The following is a 19,146-nucleotide window of genomic DNA, read 5'->3' on the forward strand; positions in this document are numbered from 1 at the left end:
TATCAATTGACATAACTGCAAATATAATCGATTTTTTGCAAGCTTTACATGTTTTCTTGAATCACTAACTGTGCAGTTTCAGTATTTATTTGACGAATGATTGATTTTCCTCGCTTTCTTATCGTTTTTATCGCGTCATCATTAAAGTGACGGATTGTGTATAAAGTAGTATCCTTATAAGCTCTAATTTTATACGCTCCTTTTAAATCGTTATAAAAGTTTTCAAAATTATTATACTTATCTTCTATACATACAGAAAAACTGATCGCCGAATTTTGAATTAGGTTTACCTTTAAATTATAGTCGTGTAGCTTCTTAAAAACATCGCTAATATTATCTTCTACCATAAAAGAGAAATCTTTTGCTGAAATCGCTACTAAAATTTGATTTTTCTTTACGATAAAACAAGGAACTTCTGGTGTTATTTTTTTTCCTCTTCCAACACATGTTCCTGATTTTGTAACATCTTCAAACGAACGCACATATAGCGGAATATTTTTTTGTTCTAAAGGCTGAATTGTTTTTGGGTGAATTACCGATGCTCCATAAAACGCCATTTCAATAGCTTCTGTATACGAAATTTCTTGTAACAAAGCTGTTTCTGAAAACACTCTAGGATCAGCATTTAATACTCCTTGAACATCTTTCCAAATAGTAACGCTATCAGCATCCAAACAATAAGCAAAAATACCTGCGGTATAATCGGAACCTTCTCTTCCTAAAGTAGTTGTTTCTGTTCCAAATCCTCCTAAAAACCCTTGTGTAATATTCAATTTAGATACATCAACTTTTTCTTTGATTTGTTGCTCAGTTTGCTCCCAATCTATTTTAGCATCGCGATAAGTACCATCAGTTTTTATGTACTCTCTTACGTCTAACCATTGATTTTCTACTCCTATTTCAGATAAATAAGCACTTACAATAGTGGTAGATAGTAACTCTCCAAAACCAACCATTTGATCGTACACATAGTTGTAATCTTTGGATGTATTTCGAGCCATGAAACCGCTCAATTCACCAAACAAATGATTTACCTTGTTATATATCTCGTCATTTGGACTGAATAAATCTCCCAACATTTTTTGATGGAAGTCTTCTACAAAGCTCAAAGAATCTTTAAGACTTTCCTTTTTGTAGAAATAATCATTAACCACTTGCTCAAAAGCATTGGTCATTTTTCCCATGGCAGAAATTACAACTAGTGTATTTTCTGTTCCTTCATGTTGCAATACTTTCGCAACATTTTTCACTCCATTCGCATCTTTTACCGATGCTCCTCCAAACTTAAATATTCTCATTACAAAATTGTTCTAAGCTTTGTTCATTCATATGGCATACTCTCCACTCATCATATACAGTAGCACCTGTATTTTTGTAAAAATCAACAGCTCCTGTATTCCAATCTAACACTTCCCAGGCAACTCTTTTACAGTTATTTTTATATGCATAATTCATTACAGCACTATATAGTGCCTTTCCTGCTCCAATACCTCTTTTAGATTGCGTTACCATTAAATCTTCTAAATGAATTGCTTTTCCTTTCCATGTAGAATAACGTTCATAAAACAACGCCATTCCTATAATCTTATTATCTTCTTCAGCCACAAAGGTTTTAAACTTCGGTTTATCAGAAAACCCATCTTTAACAATGTCTTCAACCGTAATTTTAACTGCATCTGGTTCCTTTTCAAAAACAGCTAATTCAATAATTAAATCTAATATAGCTTGAGCATCTTTTTGCTCTCCTGGTCTGATAATAAAACTCATTTCTTAATTTTTTTGGTAAAGATACTTCTCTTAAAACTTTCTGATAAAACAAATGAAAAATTAAAACACATCATATTTTTTTGTTGAAAATTTTAAATTACTAAATAAAAGTTGGCATCTTTGTACGCACAACACAAAAATTTGACATGAGTAACAAGCATATGACGCTGGGTGAGTTTATCATCAGCAAACAAAAAGACTTTAAATATTCTTCTGGTGAATTATCTCGTTTAATAAATTCTATCCGTTTAGCTGCTAAAGTAGTAAACCACGAAATTAGAAAAGCTGGATTGGTTGATATTACTGGAGCTGCTGGTGATATTAACGTACAAGGTGAAGCACAACAAAAGCTAGATGTTTTAGCAAACGATTTATTTAAACAAACATTAATTAATCGTGAGATTGTTTGTGGTATTGCTAGTGAAGAAGAAGACGATTTTGTAATTGTTGAAGGTCAAAACAAAGCCAACGAAAATAAATATGTGTTGTTAATGGATCCTTTAGATGGATCATCTAACATTGATGTAAATGTTTCTGTAGGAACTATTTTTTCTATTTACAGAAGAATTTCTCCTGTTGGAACTCCTGTAACTAAAGAAGACTTTTTACAAAAAGGTAGCGAACAAGTAGCCGCTGGTTATGTAGCTTATGGTACCTCAACCATGTTAGTTTTTACTACTGGTAATGGAGTGAATGGATTTACCTTAAATCCTGCCATTGGTACTTTTTATTTATCGCACCCAAATATGAGTTATCCTGAAATTGGTAGAATTTACTCAGTAAGTGAAGGATATTTTACGCATTTTCAAGAAGGAATGAAACGTTTCTTAATTCACTGTAAAGAATTAAACGAAGCAGATAACCGTCCGTACACAGCTCGTTATATTGGATCGTTAGTTTCAGATTTCCATAGAAATATGATAAAAGGTGGTGTTTATATTTATCCTGCAACTGCTATAACACCTAAAGGAAAACTACGCTTGTTATACGAATGTAATCCTATGGCTTTTATTTGTGAGCAAGCAGGTGGTAAAGCTTCTGATGGTTTTACTCGTATTTTAGATATTAAACCTACCGAGTTACACCAACGTGTACCTTTTTATTGTGGTAGTATACAAATGGTTGAAAAAGCTGAAGAATTTATGACTGAATTTTCTGCTGATGAAAAGCCAACCTATTAAAGAATAGTTATTATTTATACTCAAATAAATTATCCATAAGGCAAACAGTTGTTTGCCTTATTTTTTTGGGTTAAATTTACATTCGGAAAAACGAAAAAATTAATCTATTAAAAAACAAATAATTATGGCTTTTAACTTACCAGAATTAGGATACGCTTACGACGCTTTAGAACCACATATAGATGCTAGAACTATGGAAATTCACCATAGCAAGCACCACAACGGATATACTACTAAATTAAATGCTGCTATTGAAGGTACTGATTTAGAAGGAAAATCTATCGAAGATATTTTAACAAATTTAGATATGAACAATGCTGCTGTTCGTAATAACGGTGGTGGTTTTTACAATCACTCTTTATTTTGGACAGTAATGAACCCAGAAGATAGAGGATATTTATCTGGAGAATTAAAAGATGCTATCGAAGCTGAATTTGGTTCAAAAGAAGCTTTTATCGATGCTTTTTCTAAGGCAGCTGCTACACAGTTTGGTTCAGGATGGGCTTGGTTATGTGTACACAAAGGAGGAAAAGTAGAAGTTTGCTCTACTCCTAACCAAGACAACCCATTAATGCCAGGTGTTACTTGTGGCGGAACTCCTATTTTAGGATTAGACGTTTGGGAACACGCTTATTACTTAAACTACCAAAACCGTCGTCCTGATTATATTGAAGCTTTCTTCAAAGTAATCAACTGGAACGAAGTAGAAAGAAGATATGCTGCTGCTAAGTAATTAATAGCTTTAGCAATAAATACAAAAGACCTGCAAAAATGCAGGTCTTTTTTTATACCGTTTTTTGTAATCGGAAACTTTTTGTTCTTTCTTCAAAACTTGTTTGTTCTATCGGTAATACTGCGTTTTCAAATAACTCAAGTAAATCCTCAGTATGTTTTGCTGAAGATAATTTTAATAAATCAAAATACACGAAAGAACTCCAAAGTATGGCTTTTAAGGTTGATTTATCTTCATTCCACATACGTATTTCAACTAACAAATTTCTATCGCTATAATTAATTAATTGCGATTCTATCGTTACAGTTTCCATTAAGGTTGCTGGTTTTAAGTACGCTATTTGATGTGAGCCTACCACCCAACTTTTCCCTCTTTCTTTTCCGTGTTGGTAGATATCTAAATTATAATTGGCTATTAATTGATCTTCTCTAGCATTGATAAGATAATTGAAATAGGATGCGTTATTTAAATGATTGAAAGGATCGCAATCTTGAAATCTGATTTTTGTTTTACTTTCTAAAATTTTTGGTATTTCCATGGTGTTATATTTAAAATATACCGTTTGGTATATTTTTGATTAAAAAAATAGTTATTTCTGTAATTCTTGTTTTATAATTTGTTGTAATACTGTAGATACATCTTTTAAGTAACTGTCATCTTTCATTATATGTGTCATATACACCGCTCCTTCAATCATGTAAAAAAAGCGTTTAGCGTACAACATACTATCTATTGATTTTTTTATTTCATTGGTTTCTTTTGCTTTTTCAATTAGCTGAGAAAACCGCTCTAAAATTCTGTGATTGTACGATTGAACCAATTGAGTAATTACCTTATTTTGATTGTTAGCATCTACACCAATATTTAAAATAGGACATCCACCAAACTGTTTATTATACTCATAATAATCTTCATAAAAAACTGCTATGTTTTTCAGCATCTCTAAAGGTGTTTCTCCTTTGTTTACAGTCTTATTTAAGTCCTTTAGCACCTTTCTTACTGAAAACTCAAACGATTCTATAGCTAGCTCTTCTTTATTTTCAAAATGTCCATAAATAGCTCCTTTGGTTAAACCAGTCGCTTCTGTTATTTTTGATAAACTCATCGCAGAAAAACCGCTTCTATTAAAAATAGGAGCTACTGTTTCAATTATATAAGCCTTTGTTCTTTCTGATTTAGACATTTTTTAAAAAAGTTTGAGATACAAATATACGTAAAAATATACCGGACGGTATATTGTATGTGGGCTAACATAAAAAAAGGAAAGATTTTAATAATGAAACGATTGTTCTTGCTACTGGTTTAACTATAGAGGAAATGGAGAAACTACGAGTAAAAAGAGTATAAAAACTCTTCTCTTTATTACCGATAATTAAGCTTATTCATATAGAAAAACATTTAAAACACCTACAGGTTACCACCCTATATAATAATCTCATTTTATATTTTTTTACTAAAAAACACCTGTTTTTCAGGTCGTTTCGTACATAAACCGTACAAATCCTGCGGAAATCTACATTTTAAGATGCGGAAAGTCGCAGTCTTTTTTCATTTTCTCCTTTTAGTTTTACACCAATGTTTTGCAACCTAGTTTGCACTCATTAAAAATTGTAATTAATTCAAATTTATATATGATGAAAAAAAGAAAAAAACAAATTACTAGACTTTTAAAATTAGGCGTTTTCCTGTTTGGGTTTTCGCTATTACTATGGAATTGTGAGAAAGAGGAAGTTACTTTTTCGCAAGAAGAAAAAAAACTTAAAAGCTATACGTTAGAAAAACTCACCTATGATGACCTAAATAATGATAAAGAAATTCAAGGTACTTTAAAGTTTATAGAAAGTAAATTTTCGACAAACGAGCAAAATTCTCATCATAAAGGAACAGAAGAACTTGCTGAGGGGTTAATTATTTTTACAGAAAAAGTTAATAAGATAACCACTGACAATGTTATAACATGGACATTTAAAACAAAAACCCCCATTTTAAAGTCTTCTATTTTTGAAAATTTTCTAGTAAAAAAACGTCAAGATTCATTTACTTATTTTTTAGTGTCTTATAAACTAGAGCAAGGTGACTTTAACATAGACAAACCATATAATAAAGTTGTTTCATATCAAATACCTGAAAAATACTTAGAATTAAATAACTTAAACCTTGCTTCCAAAGATGAATTTATTGATTGGGCACCGCCAGAGGAAGGATCAGACGGTGAATGTGAAGGTGTCGTGTATAAAGAGGTAAAACCCTGTAATCAAGGAGGTTATCATGAATTAAAATATGCATGTCAAGATTATCCTCCTATCCATGGTATGAGTAATACCCCATGTAACAACCCGTGTAGTGGAACGGAAATTATTACCATTATAGATTTTTCTCATTGTGAAGAAGGTACTTATACACCACCTAGTGGATCAACAACCTCTGGAGGAGATACATCAGGATCAGGGTCAACCACTTCAGACCCTACAACTGGAGGAAGCACTACTGGTGATACAACTTCTGGAGACACTACCTATACCTCGCCTGTAAATGAAGATGGTTCAGAGCCTAGCACCTCAGTAGAAAAAGCATTAGCTTTAGAAATTAATGCTGAACTAAATTATAGTTTAACTAAAGAAGAAGTACAATGGCTAGAAACTAATTTTACTGAAGCTACTAAAATTGATGCTTTCTTATTTGAAAATACCTCTCCAGAAGCTAAAGCTTTTGCTATGGAAGCTATTAAAAACAAGTCTATAAAATATATTAAAGAAAATTTTAATCTTACTCTAAAATCTCCATTTAAAGTAGATATGACTCAGGTGCTAGATTCTATACAGCTGCCAAAAAATGACTCTCTCAAAATTGCTAACGAAAAATTTCTATGTTTATATAATAAATTAGCAGAAACCAACACATATAAAAATTTATTTACAAACATATTTGGAGGTACACAAGATGTATTAAATGTAGAATTTAAAGTAACCAAAGATTTAAAGGGCGATAGTGGTAATGAATTAAACGGTTTATGTACTGTTTTACCAGGAGGCACGAAAGTTGATGGGGTTATAACAAAACTAAATATGTTAATAGAAATAAACGAAAACTTACTTAACAATAATTCTAATTTTAATGGTATAAAAACCATTTTGCACGAATCTATACACGCATATTTAAACCTAAAAAAATATGATTGTAATAAGTCGGTTTCTTTTGGTGCTTATAATAACGAAGATATTTGTGAAACCATAAACACCTATTACAATAATTTAAGTTGTAATGGAGGTCAAAGCCAACACGAGTTTATGTTCGACTATATGCTCCCCACCTTTAAAACAGTGTATGAAGAAATTGGAAAAACGAATTTTACCTCACAAGCTAGTGTTGATGGATTAAGTGATTATGACTTACATTATCTACACAATCCCTCACAACCTGGAGGACTTAATATACCCAATTCTCATATATTTAACTGGGATGAATTTTATTTTTACAATACATTACCAGGCTTACACAATACGGAAGTATTTAAAGATGAGATAGAAAATAACATTGAAAAACACGAATTATTTAGGGCTTATAAATGGTTAGGAAAAAACAAATTAAGCAAAAGCTGTAATTAACACTTAAAGAGTATGAAATACATTATTTTATTATTCTGTTTTATTTTTACAATTACTGTAAAATCACAAGATTTAGAAAAAATAAAACAACAAAACACCTTTTTTATTTTATTAAATAAAAATGATAAACTATCTGGTTACGGATGTGTCAGCGGTGGAGATAATCCTGGCTGTATGTATACTTTTTTAAAAGAAAACAAAGAACTTTTTGAGTATTCATTTTCTTACCATGCCTATAAAGATATCGATGACTATTACAATAAAATAAATAGAACCCCTTTTTTCAGATTAAACAAAAGCTTTCTCAGAAAAAATAAAGACATTATTATTACAAGAGATTTTATGGAAAAAATGGGAAAAAAGGTAATGTTGGATTTATTGTATTCTGATAGCACTAATAAAACCATTTTTTTAATCAATACTGCTGATACTAAAAATGGTAAAATATTGGTTCGTGAAGTTACTATAGATTATACTGCCGATGAGTAAGTAGAAAATAAATAACAGTGGAGAATGAAAAAAATTATTTCAATAATATTAATTTTTTCTTTTACTTATTCTTTTGCTCAAGAAAAACTAATGGTTCTTGACTCAAAAGAAATGATAGATTTCTTCATTAAAGAAAAAATTAAATATTTGGCAGAATAAGATATGGACTTAAAAACAGTTTTAGAGAAAATAGATTTTGTTAATAGATATCAAAAAATATGCGAAAATCATAATGATTTTGATGGTAGAGATAAAAATGTAGAAAAAAAAAATCAAAAGAAAATTTTAGACATATTTAACTATAAATATAAATATTTTTCGAATGGTAGTTTTTATCAAATAAAGGAACAAGAAAACAATATTACTTTTCAGCTACACCTTGTACTGAAAAGAGGAATGGTGGAACCACTTATATATATATATATAGATGAGGAATTCATAGAACCAAATGGTAGACTAGATTTTTTACCAGAAAAGGTAGGTATTCCGTTTGAAAGACATAAATACAATTTGTTTTTTTATTCTAGTAAAGAAGAGCTAAGAGAAATCTTAGCTGATTTATTTTCAATTTATGAAGATTTAAAAACTGAAGTTATAAAACAAAATAGCTAAAAACCACTTAAAAACAGCCTGTATATAGCAGGCTGTTTTAAAAATTAAAATATATGAAAAATAAATTAGTGATCTTAGTAACATTATTTATAGTTAGTTTAGTACAATCACAAAACCAACATGGTATAGTTATACCCACTAATAATGAACGAAACACAAAATGTGGATATTTCTTACAAATGTTTCGTCAAAAACCAAAGGAAGTTCGATTTGGTATTAAAAGAGAAGGTAATAAATTGTTTTTCGAAATAAGCAACAAACAATGGTTTACACAATTATTTAAACAGTCAGGGGATGGTATTGCTGTAGATATTGTACCGAAAACTCGATATGCTTGTAATGAAGAAGTAAAACCACAACAAATAAAAGGGTTGGTATTACAACCTATATATGCTAAAGAGTTGCGTAGAAACTTAAAACCGTTTAAAAATAACTTTAGAGTATATGTAGGTCAAGTTCCTAAGCCCTTAGCTAAAGATGATTTAGAGTTTAATATTTTATTTTTAAGCAATAAAGTATTGTGCCAATACTATACTATCTATAATTTACAATCATATCCTTGGGAATTACTAGATATGGGGGTATATTTAGATTCTTTAGTGTATAAAACAAAAGCAATTACAACTACCAACGATACATTTATAAAAAAATATAAAACGTTACAGTTCACCATTCCTTTCGAAAAAAATAAAGCAACCTATTCACCTGAAGATATCAAACCTTTATATGATTCGTTACGTTTAACAGATTTTAACATTAAAAAAATTAATATTAAAGCCTATGCTTCTGTTGAAGGAAGTTTAGAAAGGAATAAAGAACTACAAGAACAACGAGCTAGTAGTATCGCAACTGCTTTACAATCTTTTCAAAAACCTCAAATAGTTACCCAAATCTCTAGCTCAGAAAACTGGGTAGAGTTTTTAAATGATATTAAAAATACTAACTATACTCATTTAGCAGCACTTTCTAAAAAAGAAGTAAAAAGTAAATTAGTAGGTACTACAGTTGCACAATTAGAACCATACCTACAAAAGCATAGAAAAGCTGTGGTAATCTTGAAATTAGATAAGGTAGATAAGTATAAAGATATGCCAGTAACCAAACTGGTTACCCTCTTTAACGAAAACATCACTAAAGATAATATAGAAGAAGCCTCAGCTATACAAAATTCCATTTTAGAAAAAGTTAAAAGTCATTTTTCTCCTGAAACCTTGAAAAAAATGGAAATTCCTAGGCAGAAAAAATACCTTACACTATTAACCAAAAATAGTATAATAAAATATTTAGTGAATGTTAGTCAAACACTTATTGTTACTCAAGAATTACAACAACTTGAAAAATTAGATCCTAAGAATAAAAGAATTAAATACAATTTAGCTGTTTTAAAATTTATTATTTGGCGTAACAATGCACAACCTATCAATGAAAAAACATTTAAAAAAGAAATATTAAACTTAAAAAGTTACGGAATAGCTCAACCATTAATTGATAGAATGTTAGTAAATTTTCATATTATAAAGGCTCAAAAAGAAATGCAAAAAAGAAATTATAAAGCAAAAGATACAGCTGTAAAATACATAACTAACAATTATAAAAAGTTTAACTTATCAAACTACGATTATTTAAGCTTAGCACAATTTTTAACGTACTATGCTAATATGGACGAAGCTGTGAGTATATTAGATAAAGAAGCAAGAAATATTACTATAGATGAAGATTTGCTTTTTTACTATATTAATTTAACTATTATTAATAAAAAATTGACAGCTACCTCTGAATACCGAACCATTATGCTAAATGCTATTACAAAGAACAAAGAACGCTTTTGTAAGCTATTTAATCCATCTTTAGACGGAGGAGTAACTTTTCAGTTGTTAGAAAATGCATACTTAAGAAATACCTATTGCGAAAACTGCATAAAAAACTAGATTATATCATAGTTAACAATGTTTTACAAAAGGTCTTTAAAAATAACCACTTTATGAGTTTAGAGTTTATAGAAATAAGTGAATTAGATAACGTAGAGACAATTTATTAATTTTTGTAATTAGTTTATTAATAAGAAAAAAGTTATTATAGTTTTATTAGCTATTTAGAAAGTCCTTGTTCTAAATCAGCCAGTAAATCGTCTATATCTTCTACCCCAACACTCAAACGAATTAAAGAATCTGTAATTCCTATTTTTAAACGATCAGCTTCAGGAATAGAAGCATGTGTCATTGTTACTGGGTGACTTACCAAGCTTTCTACACCACCTAACGATTCAGCCAAGGTGAAAATTTTAGTATTTTCTAAAAAAGTTAAAGCAGCTTGTTTACTCTCATCTTTCAATCTAAAAGAAACCATACCTCCAAAATCATCCATTTGCTTTTTGGCTATTTCATGATTTGGATGATTTTCTAATCCCGGATAAAATACCTCTCCTACTTTTGGATGTTCTGATAAATATTTAGCTACTGCTTTTCCATTTTCACAATGACGCTGCATACGTAAATGCAAGGTTTTTACTCCACGAAGTGCTAAAAACGAATCCATAGGTCCTGCAATAGCCCCTGCAGCAAACTGAATAAAGTGTAATTGTTCTGCTAACTCAGTATTTTTAGTCATTAAAGCTCCCATTACTAAATCGGAATGTCCTCCTAAATACTTAGTTGCTGAATGCATTACGATATCTACACCCAAATCTAACGGACGCTGTAAATACGGTGTTGCAAAGGTATTATCTACCGCTACTACAACATCAGATTTTTTTGTTTTTACCGCTTTGGTGATTTCCTCTATATCCGCAATTTTCATTAACGGATTCGTAGGTGTTTCTATCCAAATTAGTTTTGTTTTTTCTGAAATCGCATTAACTACATTGGCAACTTCATTCATGTCAACATACTGAAACTTCAATCCATATTTTTCAAACATGTTGGTAAACATTCTGTATGTCCCCCCATAAATATCATCGCCTGCAATAACCTCATCACCTGGATTTAATGTGCGAAGCACACAGTCAATCGCCGATAAACCAGAAGAAAAAGCAAATCCGTGTGTTCCATTTTCAAGAGATGCAAATGCATTTTCTAAAGCAGTACGTGTAGGGTTCGCTGAACGTGAATAAGCATATCCTTTATTCACTCCTGGGCTTGATTGCGCATAGGTTGACGTTTGAAAAATCGGAGGCATTACTGCTCCAGTAGCTTCTTCATGTTGTTGACCTCCATGTATAGTTTTTGTGTTGAATTTCATCTGTTAACATTTATTGTTCCTTTACTTTAAAGCAACATTATATTATTAGAGAACTAAACTAATTTACTCAGGTTCATGATAATTCCTAAGTGCATTCCTTCATGTAAATTATTAAAAGCTACAGCACTTTCAAAAGAATCTATCACAAAACCTGTGCTTGTTTCATATTCTTCATATTCTTTAAAAATACCTGCTTCAAAATCTTCTTCTAAGGTTTCTGGTAAACCAATTAATAGTTCTTTTACCTCTTCAAATTCTTCCTCGGTAAAATCTTTCGTTGGAAAAGTTCCTTTTCTATAACCTTCAATTAACTCATCTGGTGCTAAACAATTTAATCCTGATAACTTGTAATGTAATAATTGTTGTGTAACTACTAAATGAGCTACATTCCATGCAATGTTATTGTTAAATCCTTCAGGAGTTATGTGCAATTGTTCTAATGATAATCCTTCTATTCTTTTTAAAACTAAGTCTCTTGATCTTTTTAAAACTTCAAACTGTTTATTCATTTTTCTACTTATTTTAGCTACATCAAAGATACCTATTTAGCCATGAAAACCTATAATGAGTATTTGTTATTTAATGGTTAAAACTAATCTATAGCTAATACAATAAAACTTATATAAATGAAGAAAGTTTATTTTTTACAAACCTGTGATACTTGCCGACGAATTTTAAAAGAAGTAAATCTTGACGGATTTGAAAAGCAAGAAATAAAGGCAAATCCGGTTACCGTTCCTCAATTAGAAGAAATGCGCAAATTGACAGATAGCTACGAAAGCTTGTTTAACAAACGCGCAAAACTATATCGTGAAATGGATTTGAAAAATCAGAATTTAACGGAAGCTGATTATAAACAATATATTTTAGATGAGTACACATTTTTAAAACGTCCTGTTTTTATTGTTGATGACCAAATTTTTATTGGAAACAGCAAAAAAGTAGTAGAAAACTTAAAAGAACTTGTGGGTTAAATAACAAAAAACTCCGACATTTCAGTCGGAGTTTTCTATAATGCTACTTTATATACTTCCCTTCGACTACGCTTTGGGAACATAAATGTCTTTTAATTTGAAGCTATACTTTTGTTTTTTGTAGATGCTTCTACCATAGCGGATAATTCATCCATGGTAAGGTTGGTTTTAATTCCTAATAATACCATTTCGTCACTTTTATCATGAACATTGACGATAATTTCTTTAATACGGTCTTTTGTTTCTCTAAAATACACCGTTACCCTTTCCTTACCGTCTTTTACTCTTACTAAAGTTTTTAAATTATTTCTTCGCGCAAACTTTTTAAAATCCTTTTGTACTAAAGCCATGTTGTTATTGAACACCATAATTTTATAGTTTTTTGATTTCTTTAAGAAAACTCCAAACTCATCAGTGTCTTCATCAGAGATGAACATATTAGCAAAAAAACTAGGAATATTTAAAGATACCTCAGCTCTATCTTTATTAGATTGGTAAAATGTTTTAAAATCTTCTTTTTGTGCAAAAGAACTTAACACAAAAAGGCAGAAAAAGATGGTTGCAATTCGTTTCATAATAATAGTGTTTTAATTGAAGACGATTGCTTTATGCATTTGTTACAAATAAAAAAGCCTTAACTTATTCAGTTAAGACTTTTTAGTTGGCCCACAAGGACTCGAACCTTGAATATCGGTACCAAAAACCGGTGTGTTACCATTACACCATGGGCCAATGTTTACAGTGCAAATATAAAAACAAAGTTTTATATTTAGAAATCATTAAACACTTTTTATAAAAAAATCCTCACGAAGTTCGTAAGGATTTTGTTGGCCTACAAGGACTCGAACCTTGAATATCGGTACCAAAAACCGGTGTGTTACCATTACACCATAGGCCAATTGCTTATTGCGGGTGCAAATATAAAACAAACTTTTATTTTAGCAAATTTTTTACACTTTTTTTCGTTTACATCTTTTTTACTCCTTAAAATTCATTTAACAGAACTTTATATAGGAGGTTATTTTAGAGAAACTGTTAAAATTATATTTTTGTTTTCAACTAAAAAATCATTAGTAATTAATACATTCGTACTTTATATCTAGATAAAAAACTATGACTGAGTTTAACTATAAAAAGTGGAACATCATTTTAGGATGGGTTTCGTTTGCAGTAGCGTTAATTACCTATACCTTAACTCTTGAGCCTACAGTGAGTTCATGGGACTGTGGAGAATACATTGCAACTGCTGTAAATTTAGAAGTTGGACACCCTCCAGGTGCTCCTTTATTTCAAATGTTGGGTGCTTTTTTCGCTATGTTTACTAGTGACCCTAGTCAGTTAGCAAAAATGGTCAACTTTATGTCTGGGTTAGCAAGTGCTTTTACCATTCTTTTCATGTTTTGGACAATTACCAATTTAGCCAGAAAAATGGCCTTTAAAAATGGAAAGTTAGGTAATAATGAAGCTATTGCTGTTTTAGGAAGCGGATTAGTTGGTGCTTTAGCCTATACTTTTTCTGATAGTTTTTGGTTTAGTGCTGTTGAAGGTGAAGTGTATGCCATGTCTTCTTTCTTAATGGCGCTACTATTTTGGTTAGGATTACGTTGGGAAAGTGAGTTAAATACTCCTAGAGGAAATAAATGGTTAGTATTAATCAGTTTTGTAGTTGGACTATCTTTTGGGGTTCATATACTTTCTTTATTAGTAATTCCATCAATCGTTTTAGTATATTTCTTCAAAACATATAAAGACATCAACATAAAAACAACTGCAATTGCTACCCTAGTTGCAATACTAGTATTAGCTTTTGTATTTAAGTTTTTATTTCCTTTTACTTTAAAATTCTTTAGTGCTGCTGAACTGTTCTTTATCAACCAAGTAGGATTGCCTTATAACTCAGGAACCATCATTGCTGGAATTGTTTTAATAGGTTTGTTCTTTTACGGTTTAAAATACACTCGTAAAAAGAACCTAGTTACGGCAAATACTTTAGTACTTTCAGTATTATTTATTATGATTGGATTCTCGTCTTGGTTAATGTTACCAATTCGTGCAAATGCTGATACTATTATCAATGAAAATAATCCATCAAGTGCACGTGAATTATTAGCATATTATAACCGTGAACAATACGGTGACTCTAATGTTTTTTATGATAATTACTATTCTGTAGCTTATGATAGAGAACAAGATGCTGACAATCCTTATAAAGACGACAAACCTAAGTACGAAAAAATAGATGGTAAATATGTTATTGTAAACAGATACAAAAACGTACTTCCAAATTATTCAAGTAAACACAAAGGATTTATTCCTCGTATGGTAAATCCTGCTTCTGAGCAACAATACAAAAGTATTGCTGGAATTCCTGCTCGTAGTAAAAGACGTCCAACGTTTTTAGAAAACATAAAATTCATGGTTGATTTTCAATTTGGATATATGTACGGGCGTTATTTTATGTGGAATTTTGTAGGTCGACAAAACGATATTCAAGGGCATTTGGATGTTGAAAATGGAAACTGGTTAAGCGGTATTAATTTTGTTGACGAAGCCCGCTTAGGCTCTCAACAAAACTTACCAGACGATATTAAAAATAATAAAGGACGTAATACTTACTTCTTTTTACCTTTTATTTTAGGTCTTATTGGTTTATTATATCAACTAAATAAGGATAAAAAGAATTTTTATGTATTAACACTATTCTTTTTATTTACTGGGTTAGCAATTATATTTTACACCAACCCAAAACCTTTTGAACCTCGTGAACGTGATTATGCGGTAGTTGGTTCGTTTTATGTTTTTGCTATTTGGATTGGTTTTGGAGTACTTGCCCTTTATGATTACTTTAAAAAGTACGCTAGTAAAAAAGTAGTTGCTATTGCTGTTTCAGTAGTTTCATTGCTAGCTGTTCCTACTTTAATGGGCTTCCAAAACTGGGACGATCATGATAGAGCTGACCGTTATTTAGCTCAATTAAATGCACAAACCTATTTAGAGAGCTGTGACCCAAATGCAATCATCTTTACAATTGGAGACAATGACACTTTTCCTCTTTGGTATATGCAACAAGTAGAAGGTGTTCGTAGAGATATTAAAATAGTAAATACAAGTCTTTTTCAAACAGATTGGTACATCGACCAAATGAAAAAGAAAACCTATGATGCAGATCCTATTCCGTCACAGTTAACACACGATCAGTACAAGTACGGAACCTTAGATATGGCATATTACTACCCTCTTCCACAATTAAAAGATTCTCTACTTACTATAAAAGATTTTATGCGTTGGATTGACAGTGATAACGATGCTACCTATTTAGACGCTGGTGATGGCGCTAAAGAAAAATTTTACCCAACTAACAAAATTCGCATTCCTGTTAACAAAGAAAATGCGTTAAAAACTGGATTAGTGGCTCAAAAAGATGCTGATAAAATGGTAGATTATATTGACATTACTGTTGATGACAGAGCCTTATCAAAAGCAAGACTTTTAATGCTAGATATCTTGAACAATTTTGATTGGAAGCGACCTATTTACTTCACTGGCGGTGCAAATGCAGATGAAGAATACATTTGGTTAAAAGATTACTTACAATTAGATGGAATGGCGTACAAATTAGTACCTATTAAAACATCTAATAAAGGTCGTACAATTTTTGATATGGGACGTATAGATCCTGAAAAAATGTATGATAATGTTAAAAAATGGGATTGGAAAACAATCAATAACGGAGAAATTTACCTAGATGAGCAAAGTAAACGTAACGCAATTTCATTACGTAATAACTTAATTCGTCTATCAGAAGAGTTTTTACAGAAAGGAGATTCTGTAAACGCAAAAGATGTATTAGATTTATCGTTACACAAAATGCCTATTAAAGATTTTGATCATTACAATTTCTCTTTAGGTTATCCAGAGTTATATTATCGCATAGGTGATATTGAAAAAGCTAGAGAAACTGCAGAAACTTTAGCTGATATTTTTCAACAAAAATTAAAATATTACAGCACATTTAATACTCAGGATATTGATTTAATCATCGATAATTTAGAGACTAGTTTATACATGTATCAAAACTTAGTTCAACAAATTACTCGATACGACAAAGACGAAGAGTACGGTAAAAAGTTTTTTGAAAATTATATAACACACGCTCGCTTATTTAGTCATTTAATGCCTGAAGAAGAAACTGAGTTACCTCAAGAACTCGACACCATTAAACCTTAATTTAATGAGGTTATATTTTATAAAGACACCACGTATACTTAAACGTTTATTTGCTAAGTATACGTGGTCTTTTTTCACCAATAAGAAAGAAATATACCTCACTTTTGATGATGGACCTATTCCTCAGGTTACTGAATTTGTACTAGACCAACTACATAATTTTAATGCAAAAGCTACCTTTTTTTGTATTGGTGATAATATTCGAAAACACCCTGTTATTTTCTCAAGAATAGTTAACGAAGGACATTCGGTAGGAAACCACACTTTTAATCACTTAAACGGCTGGAAAAACAGTAATACAGTTTATATTGAAAACACGAGTAAATGTGAAAGCTTATTACCTGATCAAAAAACAAAATTATTTCGTCCTCCGTACGGAAAAATAAAAAGAAAACAAGCTAAACAACTTCTTGCTAGTGGCTATAAAATTATTATGTGGGACGTATTATCCGCAGATTTTGATTCGAGCGTCACAAAGGAAAAATGTTTGCAAAACGTACTTGAAAATGTACAAAACGGAAGTATCATCGTTTTTCACGATAGTATAAAAGCTAGCGACAAATTGTATTATGCGCTTCCAAAAGTTTTAAAAGAATTTTCGCAAAAAGGGTATGACTTTAAAGCAATAACTTAAACGAACTGCTGAACCAATCCTATTAACGTATTAGCATCTTGCTCTCCTGTTTGACGCCATTTCATCTCACCGTTTTTATAAATCATAAAAGTAGGATTCCCCTTAACTCGTAAGGCATCGGCAAGAATTTCATTCTTTTTAATATCTATTTTAATTACTTTGGCTTTATCACCTAATGCAGCAGCTACATCACGAAGTGTATCTAAACTAGGTTCTAGTTCACTCCAATCTGCATAAAAATCGATTAACACAGGTTTGTTAATGCTTATAATTTCACCAAACTTTGTCATCTTTTGCATACGTTTAATCACTAAAGAGCCTAAAATTACTAATTTTTTGTTAGGTAATTATTATGAAAATCTTAAAAATACTGAAAATCAAGCTTTTTTTAACTCAATTACGGTAATTTCTGGCCAAATTCCTACTCTACCTGGGAAAGCATGATACCCAAAACCTCTATTTACGTTAATATATCTATCAAACTCTTTATACAATCCTGCCCACTGTTTATACACATATTTAGAAGGGCTCCATTTAATCCAACCAGGAATTTCAATACCAAACTGTAAACCATGGGTATGACCGCTCAAGGTTAAATGATAATTAAAATCATCTTGCTTTACCTTATGTTCCCAATGACTAGGATCATGAGATAGTAAAATTTTAAAATCTCCTTTACTTACCCCTTCTGATGCTTTTTTAAGGTCTCCTGCTTTGCTAAAACGTCCTTTTCCCCAATTTTCTACACCAACTAAAGCAATTCTCTCTCCATTTCTTTCTATATACCTATTTTCATTCAACAATAGCTCAAACCCTATTTTTGGATGAATATCTTTTACCGCTTGAAAATTTGCCTTTTTATCTTCTGGAGTTTTCCAATCAGAATAATCTCCGTAATCATGATTTCCAAGAATGGAGTATTTACCCATAGGTGCTTTTAGTTCAGAAAACATTGGTACCCAATCATCCATTTCATGAGCAAAATTATTAACGATATCACCTGTAAACAAAATCATGTCTGATTCCTGCTCGTTAATTAAATCTACTCCATACTGGATTTTTTCTTTGTTATCAAAACTTCCCGAGTGAATATCAGTTATATGAGATATGGTAAAACCATCAAAAGCTTCTGGTAAATCTTTAAAACTTAATTGATATTTTAACACCTTGTAATTATACTTTCCTCTAACCATACCATACAACAAACTTGCAAATGGTAAAGCTGCCAACCCTAAGGCTATTTTCGATATAAAAGCTCTTCTTCCATTCAAATCTTTAGTTTCTTCTTTAGATAAAAATGAAATTCCCTTTTGAATCCATCTCACCACATCTTCTCCAAACATTAATATAAAAACTACCACTTTAGGAATTAAAACAAGTAAAAGCATCCCCATTGCCCATTGAAACTCTCTTGTTTGACCTGAACTTCTATCAGAAGTAAATATCACATAAAAAAAGTTTGCATAAGCTAGCAGTCCAATAAACAACCACCCATAACGAATAATCTTACTTTTAGTAAGTGTTTTTATTGCCTGAAAAGCATATGCTTCAAACACAATAATTATTGCTGATATTATAATAACTGTTACTAACCAACGAGACATCTATTTCATTTTTAAGGAGAAACAAAGATACAGCGATTCTTAAAATTGATTTTTAACATCTTGTTAAAGTTTTGTAGCTTTAC

Annotated in this window: 19 protein-coding genes and 2 tRNA genes; 10 read left to right on the forward strand and 11 right to left on the reverse strand. The window is 30.9% G+C overall.

Going from position 1 to position 19,146, the window contains the following annotated elements; translation table 11 throughout:
- Positions 1–44: 44 nt before the first annotated feature.
- Positions 45–1,298 (reverse strand): aspartate kinase, encoded by a 1,254-nt coding sequence (locus tag VCM48_RS09265; protein ID WP_482270322.1) that lies wholly within the window; start codon positions 1,296–1,298, stop codon positions 45–47.
- Positions 1,285–1,767, reverse strand: a complete 483-nt coding sequence (locus VCM48_RS09270) for a GNAT family N-acetyltransferase (protein WP_273693591.1) — start codon at positions 1,765–1,767, stop codon at positions 1,285–1,287. The genes VCM48_RS09265 and VCM48_RS09270 overlap by 14 nt, the downstream gene beginning before the upstream one ends.
- Positions 1,768–1,913: 146 nt before the next feature.
- Here VCM48_RS09270 and fbp point away from each other — a divergent pair, with 146 nt between their 5' ends.
- Positions 1,914–2,948, forward strand: a complete 1,035-nt coding sequence (fbp, locus tag VCM48_RS09275) for a class 1 fructose-bisphosphatase (protein ID WP_099215066.1) — start codon at positions 1,914–1,916, stop codon at positions 2,946–2,948.
- Between the two features lie 124 nt (positions 2,949–3,072).
- Complete coding sequence (locus VCM48_RS09280; protein WP_125066473.1) at positions 3,073–3,681, forward strand: superoxide dismutase; 609 nt, start codon at positions 3,073–3,075, stop codon at positions 3,679–3,681.
- A 52-nt stretch (positions 3,682–3,733) separates the two neighbouring features.
- Here the strand turns inward: VCM48_RS09280 and VCM48_RS09285 are convergent, their stop codons facing one another.
- Both VCM48_RS09285 and VCM48_RS09290 read right to left on the reverse strand, forming a co-directional pair.
- The gene (locus VCM48_RS09285) at positions 3,734–4,219 is read right to left on the reverse strand and encodes an acyl-CoA thioesterase (RefSeq protein ID WP_482270323.1); all 486 of its coding nucleotides are present in this window, start codon (positions 4,217–4,219) and stop codon (positions 3,734–3,736) included.
- A 51-nt stretch (positions 4,220–4,270) separates the two neighbouring features.
- Positions 4,271–4,864 (reverse strand): TetR/AcrR family transcriptional regulator, encoded by a 594-nt coding sequence (locus tag VCM48_RS09290; protein ID WP_482270324.1) that lies wholly within the window; start codon positions 4,862–4,864, stop codon positions 4,271–4,273.
- Between the two features lie 451 nt (positions 4,865–5,315).
- Between VCM48_RS09290 and VCM48_RS09295 the strand changes: the two genes are divergently transcribed.
- From VCM48_RS09295 to VCM48_RS09315, 5 genes are read left to right on the forward strand one after another with little or no spacing between them, the layout of a single operon-like run.
- Entirely contained in the window at positions 5,316–7,286 is a 1,971-nt protein-coding gene (locus tag VCM48_RS09295) for a hypothetical protein (protein WP_482270325.1), read from the forward strand.
- Between the two features lie 12 nt (positions 7,287–7,298).
- The gene (locus VCM48_RS09300) at positions 7,299–7,775 is read left to right on the forward strand and encodes a hypothetical protein (protein WP_482270326.1); all 477 of its coding nucleotides are present in this window, start codon (positions 7,299–7,301) and stop codon (positions 7,773–7,775) included.
- Positions 7,776–7,799: 24 nt separating this feature from the next.
- Positions 7,800–7,934, forward strand: coding sequence for a hypothetical protein (locus tag VCM48_RS09305; RefSeq protein WP_482270327.1), 135 nt, complete (start codon positions 7,800–7,802; stop codon positions 7,932–7,934).
- 3 nt (positions 7,935–7,937) lie between these two features.
- Positions 7,938–8,387 (forward strand): hypothetical protein, encoded by a 450-nt coding sequence (locus tag VCM48_RS09310; protein ID WP_482270328.1) that lies wholly within the window; start codon positions 7,938–7,940, stop codon positions 8,385–8,387.
- Between the two features lie 53 nt (positions 8,388–8,440).
- Positions 8,441–10,315, forward strand: a complete 1,875-nt coding sequence (locus VCM48_RS09315; RefSeq protein WP_482270329.1) for a hypothetical protein — start codon at positions 8,441–8,443, stop codon at positions 10,313–10,315.
- Between the two features lie 160 nt (positions 10,316–10,475).
- On the opposite strand, the gene VCM48_RS09320 is transcribed toward VCM48_RS09315, so the two are convergent.
- Entirely contained in the window at positions 10,476–11,624 is a 1,149-nt protein-coding gene (locus tag VCM48_RS09320; RefSeq protein WP_482270330.1) for a cystathionine gamma-synthase, read from the reverse strand.
- 53 nt (positions 11,625–11,677) lie between these two features.
- On the reverse strand, positions 11,678–12,133 hold the full coding sequence (locus VCM48_RS09325) for a DinB family protein (RefSeq protein ID WP_482270331.1): 456 nt from the start codon (positions 12,131–12,133) through the stop codon (positions 11,678–11,680).
- Between the two features lie 117 nt (positions 12,134–12,250).
- Between VCM48_RS09325 and VCM48_RS09330 the strand changes: the two genes are divergently transcribed.
- On the forward strand, positions 12,251–12,598 hold the full coding sequence (locus VCM48_RS09330) for an arsenate reductase family protein (RefSeq protein ID WP_482270332.1): 348 nt from the start codon (positions 12,251–12,253) through the stop codon (positions 12,596–12,598).
- Between the two features lie 92 nt (positions 12,599–12,690).
- On the opposite strand, the gene VCM48_RS09335 is transcribed toward VCM48_RS09330, so the two are convergent.
- From VCM48_RS09335 to VCM48_RS09345, 3 genes are all read right to left on the reverse strand, one after another.
- Positions 12,691–13,173, reverse strand: a complete 483-nt coding sequence (locus VCM48_RS09335) for a DUF4252 domain-containing protein (RefSeq protein ID WP_482270333.1) — start codon at positions 13,171–13,173, stop codon at positions 12,691–12,693.
- Positions 13,174–13,259: 86 nt separating this feature from the next.
- Positions 13,260–13,330, reverse strand: a tRNA-Gln gene (locus tag VCM48_RS09340).
- Positions 13,331–13,425: 95 nt separating this feature from the next.
- Positions 13,426–13,496, reverse strand: a tRNA-Gln gene (locus VCM48_RS09345).
- 215 nt (positions 13,497–13,711) lie between these two features.
- Between VCM48_RS09345 and VCM48_RS09350 the strand changes: the two genes are divergently transcribed.
- Together VCM48_RS09350 and VCM48_RS09355 are read left to right on the forward strand one after the other, a co-directional pair.
- The gene (locus tag VCM48_RS09350; protein ID WP_482270334.1) at positions 13,712–16,825 is read left to right on the forward strand and encodes a glycosyltransferase family 117 protein; all 3,114 of its coding nucleotides are present in this window, start codon (positions 13,712–13,714) and stop codon (positions 16,823–16,825) included.
- Positions 16,826–16,829: 4 nt separating this feature from the next.
- Positions 16,830–17,459 (forward strand): polysaccharide deacetylase family protein, encoded by a 630-nt coding sequence (locus VCM48_RS09355; RefSeq protein ID WP_482270335.1) that lies wholly within the window; start codon positions 16,830–16,832, stop codon positions 17,457–17,459.
- Here the strand turns inward: VCM48_RS09355 and VCM48_RS09360 are convergent.
- Both VCM48_RS09360 and VCM48_RS09365 read right to left on the reverse strand, forming a co-directional pair.
- Positions 17,456–17,749, reverse strand: a complete 294-nt coding sequence (locus VCM48_RS09360; protein ID WP_099215056.1) for a thioredoxin family protein — start codon at positions 17,747–17,749, stop codon at positions 17,456–17,458. The two genes, VCM48_RS09355 and VCM48_RS09360, sit on opposite strands and share 4 nt — an antisense overlap.
- Before the next feature lie 87 nt (positions 17,750–17,836).
- Positions 17,837–19,063, reverse strand: coding sequence for a metallophosphoesterase (locus VCM48_RS09365; RefSeq protein WP_482270336.1), 1,227 nt, complete (start codon positions 19,061–19,063; stop codon positions 17,837–17,839).
- Positions 19,064–19,146 lie beyond the last annotated feature (83 nt).

It is taken from the genome of Tenacibaculum sp. DPLXC6, from assembly GCF_056815515.1.

Coding starts and splice junctions, on each gene's coding strand:
- VCM48_RS09265 (WP_482270322.1), bottom strand. CDS start 1,298: ATGAGAATATTTAAGTTTGGAGGAGCATCGGTAAAAGATGCGAATGGA.
- VCM48_RS09270 (WP_273693591.1), bottom strand. CDS start 1,767: ATGAGTTTTATTATCAGACCAGGAGAGCAAAAAGATGCTCAAGCTATA.
- fbp (WP_099215066.1), top strand. CDS start 1,914: ATGAGTAACAAGCATATGACGCTGGGTGAGTTTATCATCAGCAAACAA.
- VCM48_RS09280 (WP_125066473.1), top strand. CDS start 3,073: ATGGCTTTTAACTTACCAGAATTAGGATACGCTTACGACGCTTTAGAA.
- VCM48_RS09285 (WP_482270323.1), bottom strand. CDS start 4,219: ATGGAAATACCAAAAATTTTAGAAAGTAAAACAAAAATCAGATTTCAA.
- VCM48_RS09290 (WP_482270324.1), bottom strand. CDS start 4,864: ATGTCTAAATCAGAAAGAACAAAGGCTTATATAATTGAAACAGTAGCT.
- VCM48_RS09295 (WP_482270325.1), top strand. CDS start 5,316: ATGAAAAAAAGAAAAAAACAAATTACTAGACTTTTAAAATTAGGCGTT.
- VCM48_RS09300 (WP_482270326.1), top strand. CDS start 7,299: ATGAAATACATTATTTTATTATTCTGTTTTATTTTTACAATTACTGTA.
- VCM48_RS09305 (WP_482270327.1), top strand. CDS start 7,800: ATGAAAAAAATTATTTCAATAATATTAATTTTTTCTTTTACTTATTCT.
- VCM48_RS09310 (WP_482270328.1), top strand. CDS start 7,938: ATGGACTTAAAAACAGTTTTAGAGAAAATAGATTTTGTTAATAGATAT.
- VCM48_RS09315 (WP_482270329.1), top strand. CDS start 8,441: ATGAAAAATAAATTAGTGATCTTAGTAACATTATTTATAGTTAGTTTA.
- VCM48_RS09320 (WP_482270330.1), bottom strand. CDS start 11,624: ATGAAATTCAACACAAAAACTATACATGGAGGTCAACAACATGAAGAA.
- VCM48_RS09325 (WP_482270331.1), bottom strand. CDS start 12,133: ATGAATAAACAGTTTGAAGTTTTAAAAAGATCAAGAGACTTAGTTTTA.
- VCM48_RS09330 (WP_482270332.1), top strand. CDS start 12,251: ATGAAGAAAGTTTATTTTTTACAAACCTGTGATACTTGCCGACGAATT.
- VCM48_RS09335 (WP_482270333.1), bottom strand. CDS start 13,173: ATGAAACGAATTGCAACCATCTTTTTCTGCCTTTTTGTGTTAAGTTCT.
- VCM48_RS09350 (WP_482270334.1), top strand. CDS start 13,712: ATGACTGAGTTTAACTATAAAAAGTGGAACATCATTTTAGGATGGGTT.
- VCM48_RS09355 (WP_482270335.1), top strand. CDS start 16,830: ATGAGGTTATATTTTATAAAGACACCACGTATACTTAAACGTTTATTT.
- VCM48_RS09360 (WP_099215056.1), bottom strand. CDS start 17,749: ATGACAAAGTTTGGTGAAATTATAAGCATTAACAAACCTGTGTTAATC.
- VCM48_RS09365 (WP_482270336.1), bottom strand. CDS start 19,063: ATGTCTCGTTGGTTAGTAACAGTTATTATAATATCAGCAATAATTATT.